The sequence below is a fragment of the Martelella sp. AD-3 genome, from assembly GCF_001578105.1.
Taxonomy (GTDB): Bacteria; Pseudomonadota; Alphaproteobacteria; order Rhizobiales; family Rhizobiaceae; genus Martelella.
Genome location: NZ_CP014275.1, coordinates 3,321,566 through 3,337,831 on the forward strand (window position 1 = coordinate 3,321,566; position 16,266 = coordinate 3,337,831).

13 protein-coding genes and 3 pseudogenes are annotated in these 16,266 nt (G+C 60.1%); 7 read left to right on the plus strand and 9 right to left on the minus strand.

The window, feature by feature from the left end; translation table 11 throughout:
* Positions 1 to 50: 50 nt before the first annotated feature.
* Genes AZF01_RS15430 through AZF01_RS15440 form a run of 3 tightly spaced genes read right to left on the minus strand, consistent with a single transcriptional unit; the run spans position 51 to position 2,557 of the window.
* Positions 51 to 857, minus strand: coding sequence for an aldo/keto reductase (locus AZF01_RS15430; RefSeq protein WP_024708629.1), 807 nt, complete (start codon positions 855 to 857; stop codon positions 51 to 53).
* 10 nt (positions 858 to 867) lie between these two features.
* On the minus strand, positions 868 to 1,698 hold the full coding sequence (locus tag AZF01_RS15435; RefSeq protein ID WP_024708628.1) for a carbohydrate ABC transporter permease: 831 nt from the start codon (positions 1,696 to 1,698) through the stop codon (positions 868 to 870).
* Between the two features lie 4 nt (positions 1,699 to 1,702).
* A complete protein-coding gene (locus AZF01_RS15440) occupies positions 1,703 to 2,557 on the minus strand; it encodes a carbohydrate ABC transporter permease (protein WP_024708627.1) in 855 nt (284 codons plus the stop codon).
* A gap of 149 nt (positions 2,558 to 2,706) precedes the next feature.
* Between AZF01_RS15440 and AZF01_RS15445 the strand changes: the two genes are divergently transcribed.
* The 5 genes and pseudogenes from AZF01_RS15445 to AZF01_RS23560 all read left to right on the plus strand — a co-directional run.
* On the plus strand, positions 2,707 to 4,644 hold the full coding sequence (locus AZF01_RS15445) for a TRAP transporter fused permease subunit (RefSeq protein ID WP_024708626.1): 1,938 nt from the start codon (positions 2,707 to 2,709) through the stop codon (positions 4,642 to 4,644).
* Between the two features lie 142 nt (positions 4,645 to 4,786).
* Positions 4,787 to 5,123: pseudogene (locus AZF01_RS15450) on the plus strand (DDE-type integrase/transposase/recombinase); the annotation flags it as partial.
* Between the two features lie 367 nt (positions 5,124 to 5,490).
* Positions 5,491 to 6,687, plus strand: a complete 1,197-nt coding sequence (locus tag AZF01_RS15455; protein WP_061449647.1) for an IS256 family transposase — start codon at positions 5,491 to 5,493, stop codon at positions 6,685 to 6,687.
* A gap of 365 nt (positions 6,688 to 7,052) precedes the next feature.
* The gene (locus AZF01_RS15460) at positions 7,053 to 7,727 is read left to right on the plus strand and encodes a transposase (protein ID WP_051424152.1); all 675 of its coding nucleotides are present in this window, start codon (positions 7,053 to 7,055) and stop codon (positions 7,725 to 7,727) included.
* A 16-nt stretch (positions 7,728 to 7,743) separates the two neighbouring features.
* A pseudogene (locus tag AZF01_RS23560) lies at positions 7,744 to 7,938 on the plus strand (IS3 family transposase); the annotation flags it as partial.
* Between the two features lie 25 nt (positions 7,939 to 7,963).
* On the opposite strand, the pseudogene AZF01_RS23565 reads toward AZF01_RS23560, so the two are convergent.
* The 5 genes and pseudogenes from AZF01_RS23565 to AZF01_RS15480 form a co-directional block, all read right to left on the minus strand.
* Positions 7,964 to 8,354, minus strand: a pseudogene (locus AZF01_RS23565) (DUF3830 family protein); the annotation flags it as partial.
* Positions 8,355 to 8,538: 184 nt separating this feature from the next.
* The gene (locus AZF01_RS15465) at positions 8,539 to 9,369 is read right to left on the minus strand and encodes an N-acyl homoserine lactonase family protein (protein ID WP_024709737.1); all 831 of its coding nucleotides are present in this window, start codon (positions 9,367 to 9,369) and stop codon (positions 8,539 to 8,541) included.
* 19 nt (positions 9,370 to 9,388) lie between these two features.
* Positions 9,389 to 10,384: an ABC transporter permease gene (locus AZF01_RS15470; RefSeq protein ID WP_024709738.1), complete on the minus strand. Its 996-nt coding sequence runs from the start codon at positions 10,382 to 10,384 to the stop codon at positions 9,389 to 9,391.
* Between the two features lie 16 nt (positions 10,385 to 10,400).
* On the minus strand, positions 10,401 to 11,948 hold the full coding sequence (locus AZF01_RS15475) for a sugar ABC transporter ATP-binding protein (RefSeq protein WP_024709739.1): 1,548 nt from the start codon (positions 11,946 to 11,948) through the stop codon (positions 10,401 to 10,403).
* Positions 11,949 to 11,972: 24 nt separating this feature from the next.
* Positions 11,973 to 12,920: a sugar ABC transporter substrate-binding protein gene (locus AZF01_RS15480; protein ID WP_024709740.1), complete on the minus strand. Its 948-nt coding sequence runs from the start codon at positions 12,918 to 12,920 to the stop codon at positions 11,973 to 11,975.
* Between AZF01_RS15480 and AZF01_RS15485 the strand changes: the two genes are divergently transcribed.
* Positions 12,919 to 14,118: a LacI family DNA-binding transcriptional regulator gene (locus tag AZF01_RS15485; RefSeq protein WP_245308944.1), complete on the plus strand. Its 1,200-nt coding sequence runs from the start codon at positions 12,919 to 12,921 to the stop codon at positions 14,116 to 14,118. The two genes, AZF01_RS15480 and AZF01_RS15485, sit on opposite strands and share 2 nt — an antisense overlap.
* Before the next feature lie 28 nt (positions 14,119 to 14,146).
* Here AZF01_RS15485 and AZF01_RS15490 read toward each other — a convergent pair whose 3' ends face one another.
* Positions 14,147 to 14,803, minus strand: coding sequence for a GntR family transcriptional regulator (locus AZF01_RS15490; RefSeq protein WP_024709742.1), 657 nt, complete (start codon positions 14,801 to 14,803; stop codon positions 14,147 to 14,149).
* Between the two features lie 122 nt (positions 14,804 to 14,925).
* Between AZF01_RS15490 and AZF01_RS15495 the strand changes: the two genes are divergently transcribed.
* Positions 14,926 to 16,266: an FAD-dependent oxidoreductase gene (locus AZF01_RS15495; protein WP_036238168.1), complete on the plus strand. Its 1,341-nt coding sequence runs from the start codon at positions 14,926 to 14,928 to the stop codon at positions 16,264 to 16,266.

Consider the following 16,266-nt stretch of genomic DNA (forward strand, 5'->3'; position numbering starts at 1 on the left):
ACGCCCGTACCCTTGCTGCTAATGTCAGTCTGGGGGACCGAATTAAGACGTCAGTCCCAGTCCGGGCCGACTTCGGGCACAACGATGCGGAAACCACGATCGAGCGTGGCAATCCGCTCCATGTCCGATTTGCTCAGGACGATCTTCTGCGCGTCGAAATTGCTCTTCTGACGCTCGGCGCTGGCGGACGCCGGAATGACGGCGATGCCGCGCTGCATCAACCAGGCAAGCGAAACCTGCGAGGCGGATGCTCCATGCTTTTCGGCATTCTCCTTCAGCACCGGGTCTTCGGCCACGCGCCCCTGAGCCAGCGGCATGTAGGCCGTCGACGTGATGCCTTTCGAAAGCGCGAAGTCGACGAGCTTGTTGTTCTGCAGAAACGGATGGATTTCCACCTGATCGGTGTGGATCCGCCCCGGACCAAGGATCGCCTCGGCCTGTTTCAAGCGCGCGATCGGGAAATTGGAAACGCCGATATGGCGTGCCTTGCCCTCATCCTGGATACGGCCGAGATCTTCCATATAGCTTTCGAACGGGACATCGGGATCGATCGACGGCCAGTGGATCAGCACAAGATCGATGAAGTCGACCTGCAGGTCCTTCAGGCTGGTCTCGACCGAAGGCAGAAACTGGGCCCGGTCGAGCTTCTTCTGGGCAACCTTGGTGGTGATGAAGACCTCATCCCGATCGAGGTCGCTTCTGCGCACGGCCTCGCCGACCGATGACTCCGAGCCGTAGCTTTGGGCCGTGTCGATGTGGCGATAGCCGATTTCGAGCGCGGACAGGATGGCGCGGATGCCTTCTTCTTCGAGGCGGCCATAGGTTCCAAGGCCCATCATCGGGATTGTGTCAGGCATGATATCTCCTTCAGCCCTTGGTTCCGCCGGCCGTCAGACCGCCGACAAAGAGCTTCTGCATGGCGAGGAAAAGAATGGCGATCGGCACCGTCATGATGACGGAGGCGGCCATGACAGCACCCCAGTCCGTGTTGAATTCGGTGGTGAATTCCGACAATCCGATCGGCAGCGTCTTGGTGGAGGAATCGATGGCGAAGCACAGCGCGAAGATGAATTCGTTCCATGTGGTCACGAAGGCATAGACGATCACCGCGACAACGCCGGGAAGCGACAGCGGAAGCGTGATGCGCAGCAGCGCGCCGAGCCTTGAAGCCCCGTCGACAATGGCGGCCTCCTCCAGCTCAACCGGAATGCCGCGGAAATAGGAGATCAGCATGAAGACGCTGAGCGGCAGGGTCAGGATGAGATAGGCGAGGATCAGGCCGAGATAGGTGTTGAGCAGGTTCAGCCAGTTGAGCACGACATAAAGCGGCACGATGATCGCCGCCGTCGGCAGAAGCTGGCCGACGATGATCAGCGAGATCGCCAGCGACTTACCCCTGAACTTGAAGCGAGCAAAGCCGTAGGAGGCCAGGATGGCGAGCGCCAGGGCGATTGCCGTTGAACCCGCGGAAATGATCAGCGAGTTCAGGAAGTAGCGCGGTACGTTCGATTCAAACAGGACCTTGGTGTAGTTGGCCCAGCTCGGCGCTTCCGGGATCCATGTCGGCGGAACGGTATAGAGTTCGCTCAGCTTCTTGAAGGATGAAATCAGCATCCACAGGAAGGGGAACATGGTGACGGCGACGACGACGGCAATCGCGGGATAGAGGGGCCATTGGGCCCGGGTACGTGAAGCCATGACCTTACTCCTTTTCTGCGAAGACAGTGACATAGAGAACCATCAGCACGCCGGTGATACCCAGGAACATGACCGACAGGGCTGCGGCCTGATTGAACTGGAAGAACTGGAAAGCCTGCCGGAAGATCTGGATCGGCAGGATGATTGACCGGTTGGCCGGACCGCCGCCGGTCATCGCGTAGATGATGGTGATGGCGTTGAGCCCCCAGATGGCGAGCAGCAGGGACAGCGAGCTCAGGACCGGCTTCAGATAGGGCAGCGTCACGAAGATGATTTCGTGGTGCAGCTTGGCGCCATCGATGCGCGCAGCCTCATAGACATCCTTCGGGATGGCCTGGAGGCCCGCCAGAACCATGATCGCGACGAAGGGGAACATCTTCCAGACATTGACGGTGACGAGCGCCGGCGTGACTGTGTTCGGGTTGGTCAGCCAGCCGATCGACTGATCGATGACGCCGGCGCCCTGCGCCATGTAGTTGATGATGCCGAACTCGGTGTGGAACATCCAGGCCCAGGTTGTGGCGGCGACGATGCCGGGAATAACCCACGGCACGACGATCATCGCCCGGAGCGCGCTGCGGCCCCAGAAGGGCGCATTGAGCAGGAGACCGACGGCGGTTCCCAGAATGATCTGGAACACGATCGAGAAAAACACGTAGACGAAGGTGTTGCGCAGCGTAATGCCGGTCAGGCGCTGATCCAGCATGGTCCGGAAGTTTTCCAGGCCGACATAGTTGCCCGCAGGATCGGTAATGGAAAGGACGACTGTGTAGACCAGCGGGTAAAACACCAGCAGGGCGAGCACAAAGAGCGCTGGAAACACGAACAGCGGTCCGGTGAAGCGGGAACTGACACGCATGGCATTCCTCTTGAAAGCGGCGGGGGGACCGGGCCGCACGCAAGCGCGCGGCCCAACCGAAGCGTTGTTATTTCAGAAGACCATCGATCTGCTGCGTGGTGTCCGTCAGGACCTCCTGGACATCGGCGCCACCAAGGAGGATTTCCTGGATGGAGTCGAAATACATCTGCGTGATCTGCACCCAGTTGTTCACCGGCGGCTGCGGACGCGCATACCAGATGTTGACAACCCAGTACCTTTTCCTGGGGTCCTACGAACATCAGGCCGTGCATCTCGCTTTCATCTTCCTGCTTCTGTTTCTTTATCAGGCGCGCCAGTCGAAGACGCGGATCGGCATGGTGCTCAATCTCACCCTCGCAGCACTCGGCGTTGCCGCGTCCGGCTACGTGCTCGCCAACATGGTCCACCTGAAAGAAGTGTTCGGATTTCCCGATCCCATGGACGTCGCCGTCGGCGTCGTTCTGATCGGCCTTGTGGTGATTGCCACGCGCGCCGCATGGGGCTGGACGCTTCCGATCGTCGCGGCGATTTTTGTGGCCTATTTTTTGTGGGGAGACGGGCTCCCCGGCCACCTCTACCACCGTCCGTTCAATTTCGACTATGTCGTTTCCTATCTCAGCATTGGGCTATCGGGCATTTTCGGCCAGTTTCTGGGCATATCCGCAAATCAGGTCTTCCTGTTCGTGGTCTTCGGCTCGCTGCTCGGCATCATCAAGGTGAATGATTTCTTCCTGGAGGCCGGAAAGATCGCCGGCAAGGCCTTTCGCGGCGGGCCGGGCCAGACAGCTGTGGTCTCGAGCGGCTTTATCGGCATGATCTCGGGCGCCGCCGTTGCCAATGTCGCCGTCACCGGCTCCTTTACCATTCCCTACATGAAACAGGTCGGCTACAAGCCGCAGCATGCCGGCGCCATCGAGGCTGCCGCATCCACGGGCGGCCAGCTCATGCCGCCGGTCATGGGGGCCGCGGCCTTTCTTATGGCGTCGTTCCTGGGCGTTTCCTACGATGCGGTGATGCTTGCCGGCATCCTACCCGCCATCCTTTACTTCTGGGGCGTGATGCTCGGCGTGCAGTTCCTCGCCGTCCGCTTCGGCATCAAGGCGCCGCTCGAGCGCGTCGACTTCCGAAAGCTCATGCGCCGGCTGCCGCTGTTCGGCCTGCCGCTTGCCGTTCTGATCACACTGCTGATCATGCAGTACAGTCCGGCAAAATCGGCTTTTTGGGCGATTCTCCTAGCCATTGGTCTGTCCTATATCGATCCGCAGACGCGGCCGCGCCCGCTGGAGCTCGTCAAGAGCATTGCCGGCGGCGCGCTGATCGGGGCGCAGATCGGGATTTCGCTCGCGATCGTGGGCATGATTGCCCAGACCCTGATCACAACCGGCCTCGGCAACAAGATCGCGGGTCTCGTTGAGATCCTGAGCGCAGGCAATCTGTTGATCGGGCTCGCCCTGACCATGGTCGTCTCGATCATTCTGGGATGCGGAGTGCCGACGAGCGCTGCCTATACGCTGGTCGCTATCGTGGTGATCCCGTCGGTCATCAAGATGGGCGTAGAACCTATGGCCGCCCATTTCTTCTCGTTCTATTTCGCGGTAATCTCATCCCTGACGCCACCCGTGGCGCTTGCAGCACTGGCCGGGGCGGGAATTGCCGGAGCGCCCTATTTTAAGACGGCGCTCTCGGCCGCCAAGCTCGCAATTTCCGGCTTCATCATTCCTTTTCTGATCATCTTCAACCCGCTATTGACCTTCAACCCGGTCAGCTGGGTCTGGGGGCTCGGCACGGTCATCGCCGTGCCTCTCGGCATGACCGCGCTGACGGCGGCCATTTATGGCTGCGGGCTGACGGTGTTTTCCCTTCGCGAAAGGATCCTCGCTTCGGCCGCCGCCGCCCTCATGCTGGGCTATTCGGGTTTCCGGCATGTTGACGGCCTGCCGCTCGAATACCGATGCTGGCACTCGGGGAATTTGCCTTCATTGCGGTTCTGGTCTCCCAGATCCGGAAAAGCCGGGCGAATAGCCAGCCGGCCGCATTCCGGTTCCAGAACGGATGATCGCCGCTATCTTCGAAACGTGCTGACCTGAACCCAGCCTCCTTCCGGCTTTCAGGGCTCAGGTCAAAACCCGAAGATCATTCGAAGCCCTCTCGTCGCCAGTTGCGGCGAACATCCGCCTCCCAATTTCTGACAACCGGTCCCGAAACAGCCGGGTGCGCCGGCCCCGGCCGTCTGAGGACACGCTCGACAGACAGTTTGACGTGGGCATGCCGGATAAGGCCTGGGTGACTGATATCACCTATATCCGGACCTTGGAGGGCTTCGCCTATCTGGCGGTCGTCCTTGACCTTTATTCCCGCCGCGTCATCGGCTGGGCACTTCAAAGTCGTCAGGCGACAGATGTCGTTCTACAGGCGCTGCTTTCCGCTTTATGGCCGCGCAAGCCAAAACAGCCAGTGCTGGTCCATTCGGATCAGGGATCGCAGTTTGACCTTCATGGACTGGGCTGCCTTTCTAAAGCAGCACAATCTGGTTCATTCAATGAGCCGCCGGGGAAATTGCCACGACTGTGAATGTGTTATCGCAGATTGATGGCCTGACCCATGCTACGATTGATCGCGTGTCATTGCGTTGACGTGTCGACCATCAGGTTGCCCCGGCAGCGGGCGAGACGTGACTTTATAGGAGCCTGACGGTCAGCGTACCCTCACAGTCCTGTCCTCTTCGATCGGTGCCTGGGCCATTTAAAGGAAAGGCGCCATGGATCAGAGCATCGTCGGCATCGATACCCACAAAGCTCACCACGTCGCTGTCGCCATCAATGCGCATGGAGCACGTAGATCGTGTCCCATGACGTGGTGTAGCTGGATTTCATAGCCATCGGTGATTTCCGGTAGGGTCGGGTTGCTTAGAACCAACCTTAAGGACACCACCGATGACCGACGACATGATGAACCTGCGCTTGGCTGTTGAGAAGAGCGCTGATGCCGATTTGCTGCGTGAGATGATCGGCTTTGCAGCCGAGAAACTGATGGCGCTGGAGGTGAGCGCGAAGACAGGCGCTGGATACGGCGAGAAGACCACGTTCCGGCTTGCCCAGCGCAACGGCTACCGCGATCGAGACTGGGAAACGCGAGCGGGCACCGTTGAGCTGCGCATCCCCAAGCTTCGCACCGGCAGCTATTTTCCGAGCTTTCTCGAACCACGCCGGATGGCGGAGAAGGCTCTGACGGCGGTCATCCAGGAAGCCTATATCCAGGGCGTTTCGACCCGGTCCGTCGATGATCTCGTCAAAGCCATGGGCATGTCGGGCATCTCCAAGAGCCAGGTCTCGCGACTTTGCGAGGAAATAGACGACAAGGTGAAGGCCTTTCTGGACAGGCCCATCGAAGGAGAATGGCCCTACCTCTGGATTGATGCCACCTATCTGAAGGTCCGACGCGGCGGGCGCATCGTCTCAGTCGCCGTCATCATCGCGGTGGGCGTGAACACCGACGGCCGGCGCGAAGTGCTCGGCATGGAGATCGGAACATCAGAAGCCGAGCCGATCTGGACCGAGTTCCTGCGAAAGCTGACCAGGCGCGGGCTGCGCGGCGTCAAGCTCGTCGTCTCCGATGCCCATGAGGGGATCAAGGCCGCCGTGACGAAGGTGCTTTGCGCCACCTGGCAGCGCTGCAGGGTCCACTTCATGAGAAACGCATTGGCTCATGCCGGAAAGAGCGGGCGGCGCGTCGTCTCCGCCTTCATCGCCACCGCGTTTGCACAGGACACGCCGGAGGCGGCGAGCACCCAGTGGCGCAATGTCGCTGACCAGATCAGGCCGAAGGTGCCGAAACTCGCCACGCTCATGGACAACGCCGAACAGGACGTGCTCGCCTACATGACCTTTCCCAGGCAGCACTGGGCAAAGCTTCATTCGACAAATCCGATCGAGCGTCTCAACGGCGAGATCAAGCGACGCACTGAAGTCGTTGGCATCTTCCCCAACGACGACGCCATCGTCAGACTGGTCGGTGCCTTGCTCCTGGAGCAAAACGACGAATGGGCCGTCCAGAGGTCCCGCTACATGACACTTGAGACAATCGCCACGATGAGCGATGATCCGCTCATCAGCCTGCCAGCAGCAAGCTGACACTCATCCGCCCCTCTGGGATGAGCCGTGGTCGTCTAAGCTACACCACGTCATGGGACACGATCAGCACGTTTGGATACCATCACGATTCCAGCGACACGAAAAGGATACTCAAACCTGGAGGCTTGGGCATCTGGGATGGGCCATATCAAAGCATTCGGCATTGAGGGAACCGGCTCCTATGGAGCAGGGTTGTCTCGAGTGCTGTTGGCTCATGGGCATAGGGTTCTCGATGTGATGCGTCCTAATCGACAACTCCGCTACCTTCACGGCAAATCCGACAGTCTCGATGCCGAGGGTGCCGCACGGTCGGTGCTGAACGGGCAAGCAACGGCTCTGCGAAGGCACAAAGCGGATCATCGGAAATGATCAGGCATATCAAGATCGCTCGGGACAGTGCTGTGAAGGCCAAGTCACAGGCGATGATCACTTTACGAACGTTGATAATAAACGCGCCATCCGATCTGCGTGATGCGCTCGACCAGATCAAAGGGCCAATTGCCTTGATTCGTCACATCGCTGCGTTTCGACCCGGCCAGATCATATCACCGAGCTCATCGGCAAAAGCTGCAATGGGGGCAATCGCCCGACGGTGGTTGATGTTGCATGAGGAAATCTCGGAGTACGAGCGTGAGCTTGACCGAATGGTGACCGACAAAGCTCCTGAATTGATCAAGTCGTTCGGGATCTCGACGATGACCGTCGCAGAAATGTTGATCCTGATCGGTGACAATCCTGAACGCATCAAACCAGAAGCTGCCTTGGCGAAAATGTGTGGTGTCTGCCCAATTCCCGCGTCCAGTGGCAAAACTAGCCGTATGCGGCTCAATCGAGGCGGCAATCGGCAAGCAAACGCGGCCATCTATCGCGTTGCGGTCGTTCGAATGCGTGATGAGGAAAGAACCAAAATGTACGCGGCACGGCGAACAGCGGAAGGCAAAACTAGGCGAGAAATCGTTCGGTGCATCAAGCGATACATCATTCGGGAGATATACCGACACCTCTGCGCGCCGCAAACTTCCCAGCTTTCTGGACCTTGACAGATATAGGAGCATCAACGCGGTCGTCGAGAGCTTCTTCAATCTTCTGAAGCGAGAACGGATACGACGAAGGGTCTATCGCTCACGCGAAGACGCCAGAAGGGATGTGTTCTATTACATCGAGATGTTCTACAACCCTAAACGCAAACACGCCCGCAACGGCATGCTGTCGCCCATCGAGTTCGAACGACAGAACAAAATCCAAACCGAGGGTGACTACAAAACTCGGGGCTATTCAGGTCCTGTGCCCCTTCCCAAAGGCAGAGGCGGCCGACCTCTGCCAGCTTGTCGAGGTTGGACGTTATGGTAACGAAGTGATTGCCGGCCAGCTGCCCATCTCTGATGAAAAATCGACGCCGCCATGGGCAGGCGGTATTTCGTTTTCCGGAATACCGCCTGCGTAAGGAATAAGATGACCGGGAGCCGGGTGGCTGGTATGGGTTTCGTAGCCGACACCGAAACCCGTCTCTCCGAGCGGCACCCAGGTGCCCTCTCCGGACCAGCGCACATGCACGACCTGACTCTTATAGGCGAGGTGGGGAATGAAGGCCGCGGTCGTCTCGGGCGCCTTTTCGGTTTCAGAACGGCATCAAAAGCAAGCGGTCCGGCAGTGATTTTCAGTTTCATCGGCTATCCTTTGCGCGAACGCCGCGTGCCGACGAAATCCTGCCCATCCGCTTCGACTTTGTCTACGCGCATGTTTTCGATGCAGAAACAGATAAGCGGATCACCACCAGGGAGCATGCAGCCTGGGAATCTGCCACGAAACCACGGAAAACAGGGCAACGAAAGAGCAGCGCCAAAGCCGACTTTACACCTGAAAGATACCGAAACCGTCAATCTCCGTCACCGGCTTCAGATGCGGCCAGCGATCGCTGTCGTGGAGGATGATCAACCGGGTGAGATCGCCTTCGATCGCCTTGTTGATGTTGTCGATCGCCTTCAACTGGTCCCATGTGCTGCCAGCGGCATTAGCGAGCGGAGCGTAGACCCCGTCATTGTTGTGACCGCAGATATTGCGCTTGCCGTAAATACAGTCGCCGGCGACGGCGACTCGTCCGCGTTTTGTTTGCAGGATGACGAATTGCTGACCGAGCGTATGCCCCTCGCCAAGGCGCAGGTCGAGACCGGGGAAATAGTCTTGCTGATCGCCCTCGACCAGGTTGAGCCGGTGCTCAAGCGAGGCGTCATAGGCAACGCGGATATCGTCCGGGTTGATGATCTCACTCAAGACGCCGAATTGCGGCGGCAAGGCGAGGATCTCCATCCAGCTCAGATATTCCTTCTTCTGTAGATGGATCTTTGCCTTCGCATAGGCGCCAAGTCCGCCCATATGATCGAAATGGGCATGGCTGAGGATGACGTCGGTAACATCATCAGCGCTCACGCCGAGTTCGGCAAGCATGGTGAGCGGCGAGAGCCAGAAAGGGATGCCGAATTTTTCGGCGAAGGCGGCGCCGCTGCCCTCGCGCAGAAAGCCGGTGTCGATCAGCACGACCCTGTCGGCGCTGCGGGCCAGAACGAAGGAAAACGGCAGATCGACGACCCCGCCGTCATGCGCGCCATGGATGATCCCGGCCACAAGCTGATCCTTGGAGCGCGCATATTCGATAACGTGGACATCCCAGAGCGTGTCGGACATTTGAACCTCCTTTAAGGTTTCAGCTTTCGGCCAGCGACCGGCCAAGGCTCGAAAGACCCACGGCCACGATCAGGATCGCCCCCTGTAGCACATATTGCGAGAAGGTTGGCGCCCCGAAAATGTTCAGGCCGTTGAAGCCGAAGGCGATGATGAGAGCGCCGATCACCGTGCCGAAGATATGGAACTCGCCGTCGCGCAGCGTTGCGGACCCCAGGAAAACGGCGGCAAAGGCCGTCAGCAGATAGCTGTCGGCAGCGCTTGCCGTTCCCGAACCGAGCCGTGAGGCGAGCAGAATGCCTGTCAGCGAGGCACACATGCCGGAGATGACGAAGCCGAGGATCTTGATGCGGTCGACCGATATGCCGGCCAGACGCGCGGCCGCCGGATTGCCGCCGACGGCCTGGATTTCTTGGCCGACGGGCGTGTGTTCGACCAGCAGCCAAAGGGCAAGGACGACAAGCACCATGAAGACGATGTTGTTGGGAATACCGAACAGCCAGCGTCCGAGCGAAATGTCGAGGAAGGCGTCCGGCACCCCGGAGACGATCGGCACGCCCGCGGAGTAGGCAAAGGCAAGCCCCGTCAAAATGGTGCCGATGCCGAGCGTCGCGATCACCGAATTGACCTTGAGCTTGGTGACCACCAGCCCGTTCACCAGACCGACCAGGGCGCCCGCGGCGATCACCACGATGATGGCGACCGGAATCGGCAGCCCGGTGCTGACGATCAGCCCCGTCACCAGAATGCCGTGCAGGCTTGCGGCGAAACCCACCGAGAGGTCGAGTTCGCCGACGATGACCGCCATGGTCAAGCCGCTGGCAATGATCATGGTCAGCGACGCCTGGTTCAGCACGTTGGTGAAATTGTAGACCGTCGGAAAAGCGTTGGGCGAGAGAAACGAAAACAGCACGATCATCGCGAAGAGGCCGATAATGGTGGCGTAGCGTGCAAAAAAGCCCAGTCGCGCCTTGGCCTGAGCGGAAAGTCTGCGGTTGCCCGCATTGGTATCAGTCATCTGGTCGTTCCTGGAATTATGACGCCTGAGCGTAACTTGCCTCGATGATGGCGTTGCGGTTCATCTCGTCGCCGGAAAGCTCCCGCGTGATCAGGCCTTCGACCATCACGAGCACGCGGTCGCATAGATCGGGCAGTTCATCGGGCTCGGAAGAGATTACAAGCACCGCCATGCCTTCTGCGGCCAGATTGCGAATAAGCCGGTGAATTTCACCGCGCGCGCCGATATCGACGCCCCTTGTCGGTTCATCGAGAATGAGCACGTCCGGCCGACGCAAAAGCCAGCGGCCGATCACAACCTTCTGCTGATTGCCGCCCGAAAGCCGGCCCACCGGCGTATCGACGCCATCCGTCTTGATCGCGAGATCGCGGATGATTTCCTCGCTTTTCGTCCGGCGCTTGCGATAATCTATCAGCGGCAGAGCCGGAGATCGTATGATATTGGACAGATTGGCGATCTGCATGTTGAAGGCGAGGCTTTTGGTCAGGAGCAGGGCCTCGGAGCGGCGTTCCTCGGGCACGAAGCCCAGCCCCTTGTGAACCGCCTCGCTCGGCGAACGCGGGGCAAAGGGGATGCCGTTCAACTCCATCTTCCCGCCGTCAACCCGATCAGCACCGTAGATTAGGCGCGCAAGCTCGCTGCGCCCTGCCCCGACGAGACCGCCTATGCCCAGCACCTCGCCCTTCCTGAGGCTGAAATCCACTCCCCTGACCCTGGGCAGTCGCTTGAGACCGCTGATAGAAAGCGCGACCGGACCGTCGATCGCGCGTCTGTCTTCGCGCGCCAGAGGTTCAACCGCGCCGCCGACAATCGCCTCCACAAGATTTTCCCTGGTCAGCGTCTCGCCTTCAAGGCAGGCGACCGACCGGCCATCGCGAAACGCCGTGACCCTTGAGCAGAGCCGCATGATTTCATCCAGCCGGTGCGACACGTAAAGCACCGCCACGCCGGAACGGGACAGATCCTCGATGATTGCGAACAGCCGCTCCGCCTCATTGGCCGAGAGCGATGCGGTCGGCTCGTCCATCACGATCAGGCGGGCCTTGCGCACCAACGCCCGGCAGATGTTGACCAACCAGTTCTCCGCCGTCGACAGGGTTTTGACGTTGGCCGAAAGCGAAGCCTTGAGGCCAACGCGCGCGGCAATCGGCGCAATGTCCTTTTCGATCGCCGCCCAGTCGACCCAGCCGAAGCGGGTCTTCTTGGGCAGGCCCAGCATGATGTTCTCCATCACGGTCATGGAGGGAATGAAGGCAAGTTCCTGGTGAATGAAGTTCATTCCAAGATCGCTGGCCTGGTGCGGTGTCGCCACTTCGACTTCCCGCTCGTCGATCCTGATCCGACCGCCATCGGCGCGGGTCAGGCCGGCAAGAACCTTGATGACGGTGGACTTGCCGGCGCCATTCGCGCCGACGAGGCCGTGAACCTCGCCAGCGCGCAGCGTGAGCGAAACGCCCTTGAGCGCTTGGACGCCGCCATATGACTTGACGACATTTTCAACTTCCAGAAAGACTGCATGTTCTTCTGAATTTTGTTTTGCGCTTGCCGCTTTGAAGTCAGTCATTTGAACGGCCCTGCCGGTCCTTCCTCAATTGCCGTAGGCGTCGGGATGCTCCTTCAGGAACGTCTCGATATTGTCCTGGGTAACCAGAATGGCCGGAACCTCGACCGCTTTCGGCTCCCAGGCATCGCCTTCATCAATGATCTTCTCGAGCAGCATCACCATATCATAGCCTTCGGTGTAGCTGTCCTCCCAAGCGGTGGCGGTCATATGGCCGCGACGGATATTCTCAAGCGCCTGGGCATTGCCGTTGACGCCATAGACTTCGACATCCGTGCGCCCTTGCTGGCGCAGCGGTCCGATCGCGCCGATGGCCGGATCGTCCCAGCAACCCCAGATCGCCAGGTTATCGCCCCCGGGCGGACGCGATGCGAGCCAGGCATTGGCATATTGCGCTCCGTCTTCCAGATAGCCGGGAATACGAACTTCGTTCTTGGTTACCTTGATATCGGGATAGTCCTTCAGCTTCTCGTCAAGCAGGACTTCGCGATTGCGGCAAACCTCGCCAGTGCGGTAGGTGAGTGCCAGAATCTCGCCCTTGCTGTTGAGATTCGCGATCATCTTGTCGATCACCGGCGCGGCGATCGGCGCGCCTGAACCATTGGTCGAGGCAACCGAGCGGCCAAGACCGCCGCCCCAGGTAACGACAGGGATTCCAGCGCTGTCGGCAGCGGCAAGACCTGCCCCGATCGACGAATAGGGAAACACCATGTCGATGATCGCGACAGCGCCGCGGCCGGCGAAGTTCTGGATCGCGGAATTGGCCTGATCGGCGCTGCCCGCCGCATCGACGACGTCCACATCCCATCCCAGTTCTTCGGCAGCCGCCTTGGCACCGTTGATGTAGCGAACATTGTTGGCCTCGTTCGCTGCGATCGAGACGATGCCGAGAAGCTTGGCGTCATCGGCCAGGCTCGGCGACGCCGCCGCCACAAACGCGCTTGTGACAAGCGCCGAGAAGATTGCGGTTTTCATGTTTTCCTCCCTTGGGTCTCCACCCTTCGCTCTGGCGAACGCCAGAAAAACGTTTCGCCAGATAAGCCCAAAACACACTTTCGGGCAAGACTGTTTTGAAGAAAAACCTTTCGAATATATCGAACTTGCTCTATTTATCGATTTGATTTTATCAGCGAACCGTTTTGTGGAGGCCCACTTGGCAAACATCAAGGACGTTGCAAAGGCTGCCGGCGTGTCACCGGCTACGGTATCCGCCGTCGTCAATGACACGGCCTATGTCAGTCCGCCTCTGCGTGCCCGCGTCCTCGAGGCCGTAGAGAGCCTCAACTACTCGCCGATGTCGGCGGCCCGCAATCTGAAGCGCGGCCGCAGCCAGCTAATCGCACTCGCGGTTGCCGATCTTCAGAACCCGTTCTTCTCCCGCATGGTCTGCGCCGCCGAGGCAGCTGTCAGCGCCTGGGGTTACAGTCTCGTCGTCTTCAACAGCGACGAAAAGCCGGAAAACGAGCGCACCATCCTCGGCCGAATTCGCTCGCTTTCCTGCGACGGCGTGATCCTCGTCCCGATCGGCGGCCCGGAGCGCTATCAGCAGTTCTGGCGCGACCCGGCCGCGCCGCCGCTCGTTCTCTTCGGCCGCGAGATCGGCGACAACCGGTTCGATGCCGTCACGCTCGACAATGTTCTGGCCGGGCGACGGGCGACGCGCTACCTGCTGGACCTCGGCCACCGCAGGATCGGCTCGATCACCGGCCCCACCTTCTTGAGTACCGGCGCCGGGCGATTGCAGGGCCTCATGCAAGCCATGGAGGAGCGCGGCCTGAAACCGGATCCCCAACACGTGCGCTCCGGTGACTTCCGCGAGGAAATCGCCTACTCGGTTGCCATGGAAATATTACAGAGGCCCGACCGCCCGACAGCGCTTTATGTGGCCAACGGCCTGATGGCGCTTGGCACGATGCGGGCAATCAACGACCTTGGGCTTCGCTGCCCGGAGGACATCTCCATCGCCTCCACCGACACATTGCCCGGCGTGGGCGGCCTGCGGCCCCGGCTCACCCGTACGGAACATCCGATGGGCGACATGATTGACCAGGCAGTCCGCTTTTTGATGGAGCGGATCGGCAACGAGAACACGAAGATACAGGGGCGCCGGGTGACCTTCCCGCCCGAGCTTCTGCTCGGCGACAGTTGTGCGGGTCCGGACGCCGGCAAATGACGCTCTCCGCCGGGCAGGCGAAAGCTGCCTAGCGCTGATCGATGGCCTGCCGCGTCACCGCCTCCAGCAGATCCAAGAGGTCGGAATTGTGCCTTGCGGCCATCTCCTGGTCGCCATCGGCAATCGCCCGGAGTGTGTCCGCATGGCAGACCGCAGCCTTGGAAAAGGAGTGCGTGTCGGAAATGAAGGAAAACCAGAATCGGCGCGACAGATTGTGAATGACGTTGATCTGGCTTTGTAGAAACCGATTGTTAGCCGCCTCCGCCTCCAGCAGGTGGATCGCCTTGTTGATCGCCAGGTAGCGCGACCGATCAGCCTCGGCGATCGCGCTTTCCAGCCGGTCGGCGAGTGAGCGCATCTCTTCGCGCTGAGAATCGCTGGCACGCTTGCAGGCAAGGGTGACGACCAGGTTTTCCAGCGGACGCCGCGTCTCGAGGAGCTCGAGTTGCTTCGACACGTCGACGGCTGTCACCAGTATGCCGCGCCTCGGCAGTATCTCGACGAAACCCTCGAATTTCAGCCTTTGCAGCGCCTCGCGCACGGGCGTGCGCCCGCAATTCAGTTCGCGGGCGATCTCGCTTTCGGACAGAAGCTCGTGCGACTTGAGCGCCCCAGTGACGATCTGATTTTGAATCGTGTCATAGGCGACATCTGTCATGGAACCGTTTATCGACGTTTTCTCCACTCTGGTCTCCTGTCTTGGAAGGCATTGCGAATTTGAACGAACATAGCGGTTGACTTCGTTATCCGCAACAGATACTCATCAAATCAACAGTTGATATATCAGACGGAAATGGAGGAGGAGCCATGCCCGTTCCGATGGATACAAGAGACCGACAGAGACTTGACTGCGACCTGCTCGTGGTCGGCGGCGGCGCCGCCGGCGTGACGGCCGCCACGATTGCCGCGCGCAATGGTCTTTCGGTCATCATCGTCGAGCGCCATGGCTTTTGCGGCGGCGGCGCGGTGGCCGGCCATTCCGGCACGATCTGCGGCCTTTACGAGGCGAGCGACAATGCCGAGAGCGGGCCAGTGCAGGCGGTGTTCGGGTTTGCCGGCGAATTCGTTTCACGCATGGAAGGCCGTGACGGCCTCGGCGCGCCGGTGCGCTACGGCAAAACCTTCACCCGCGTCCATGACCCGATCGTGTGGCGTGAGGTTTCGGACGACCTGCTTAGCGAGGCGGGCGTGACGGTCATCTATCACGCCGTGGCGACCGAGGCCCTGATGGAGGGCGACCGGATCGAGGGCGCCCATGTCTGGACCAAGGAAGGCCCGCTCGACATCCGCGCAAAACGCACCATCGACGCCTCCGGCGATGCTGATCTCATCGCCATGGCGGGCCTTCCGAGCTTCATCGGCGACAATGGCCGCGTTCAGAACCCGACCATGATCTTCCGTCTGCAGGGCGTGGATGTGAATGCCTTCCGCGCCGCCTACGGCGAAGACACGATCATGCCGCCCGCAGTTTCGGAAATGATCGTCGCTGCAAACGGAGCCGGCGACTATACCCTGCCGCGCGCAAAGATCTGGCTGTTTGCGACCACGCGGCCCGGCGAGCTGCTGTGTAATTGCACCCGCATCGTCGGTGCCGATGGGCGCGAACTCAACCCGTTGTTCTGGCGTGATTTTTCAGAGGCAGAGATCGAAGGCCGCAGGCAGGCGCGCGAATATGCGCGCTTCTTCCACGATCACCTCGTCGGCTGCGAGACATCCTTCGTCAACGATATGGCCGTGCAGGTCGGCGTGCGCCAGACGCGCCAGGTTGAAGGCGTCACAAAACTCATGAATGCCGATGTGACCGGCGGCTCGAAATTTGCAGACGGTATTGCCCGCTCGCCTTGGCCGATCGAACTTCACGCAGGCGCGAAACCGAAAGTCGAATGGCTGCTGAACGATGTCTATGAAATTCCCTACGGCTGTTTCGTGCCCCAGCGGGGCGAGAACCTTCTCGTCGCCGGGCGCTGCCTTTCGGCCGAGCACGAGGCGGTCGCCTCTGCCCGGGTGACGGCGCAGTGCTTCAGCTATGGCCACGCCATCGGCCACGCGGCAACAATCTCGGCACAGGAAGGCGTTGCACCCCGCGACCTTTCCGGAGCCGACATCCGCGCCATTCTCAACCGCGAAAACGCGCATCTGGACGGATAG

Excerpts from the sequence above, each read along its gene's own strand:
- AZF01_RS15430 (WP_024708629.1), bottom strand. The coding sequence starts at position 857 with ATGCCTGACACAATCCCGATGATGGGCCTTGGAACCTATGGCCGCCTC.
- AZF01_RS15435 (WP_024708628.1), bottom strand. The coding sequence starts at position 1,698 with ATGGCTTCACGTACCCGGGCCCAATGGCCCCTCTATCCCGCGATTGCC.
- AZF01_RS15440 (WP_024708627.1), bottom strand. The coding sequence starts at position 2,557 with ATGCGTGTCAGTTCCCGCTTCACCGGACCGCTGTTCGTGTTTCCAGCG.
- AZF01_RS15445 (WP_024708626.1), top strand. The coding sequence starts at position 2,707 with ATGGAGTCGAAATACATCTGCGTGATCTGCACCCAGTTGTTCACCGGC.
- AZF01_RS15455 (WP_061449647.1), top strand. The coding sequence starts at position 5,491 with ATGACCGACGACATGATGAACCTGCGCTTGGCTGTTGAGAAGAGCGCT.
- AZF01_RS15460 (WP_051424152.1), top strand. The coding sequence starts at position 7,053 with ATGATCAGGCATATCAAGATCGCTCGGGACAGTGCTGTGAAGGCCAAG.
- AZF01_RS15465 (WP_024709737.1), bottom strand. The coding sequence starts at position 9,369 with ATGTCCGACACGCTCTGGGATGTCCACGTTATCGAATATGCGCGCTCC.
- AZF01_RS15470 (WP_024709738.1), bottom strand. The coding sequence starts at position 10,384 with ATGACTGATACCAATGCGGGCAACCGCAGACTTTCCGCTCAGGCCAAG.
- AZF01_RS15475 (WP_024709739.1), bottom strand. The coding sequence starts at position 11,948 with ATGACTGACTTCAAAGCGGCAAGCGCAAAACAAAATTCAGAAGAACAT.
- AZF01_RS15485 (WP_245308944.1), top strand. The coding sequence starts at position 12,919 with ATGTTTTCCTCCCTTGGGTCTCCACCCTTCGCTCTGGCGAACGCCAGA.
- AZF01_RS15480 (WP_024709740.1), bottom strand. The coding sequence starts at position 12,920 with ATGAAAACCGCAATCTTCTCGGCGCTTGTCACAAGCGCGTTTGTGGCG.
- AZF01_RS15495 (WP_036238168.1), top strand. The coding sequence starts at position 14,926 with ATGCCCGTTCCGATGGATACAAGAGACCGACAGAGACTTGACTGCGAC.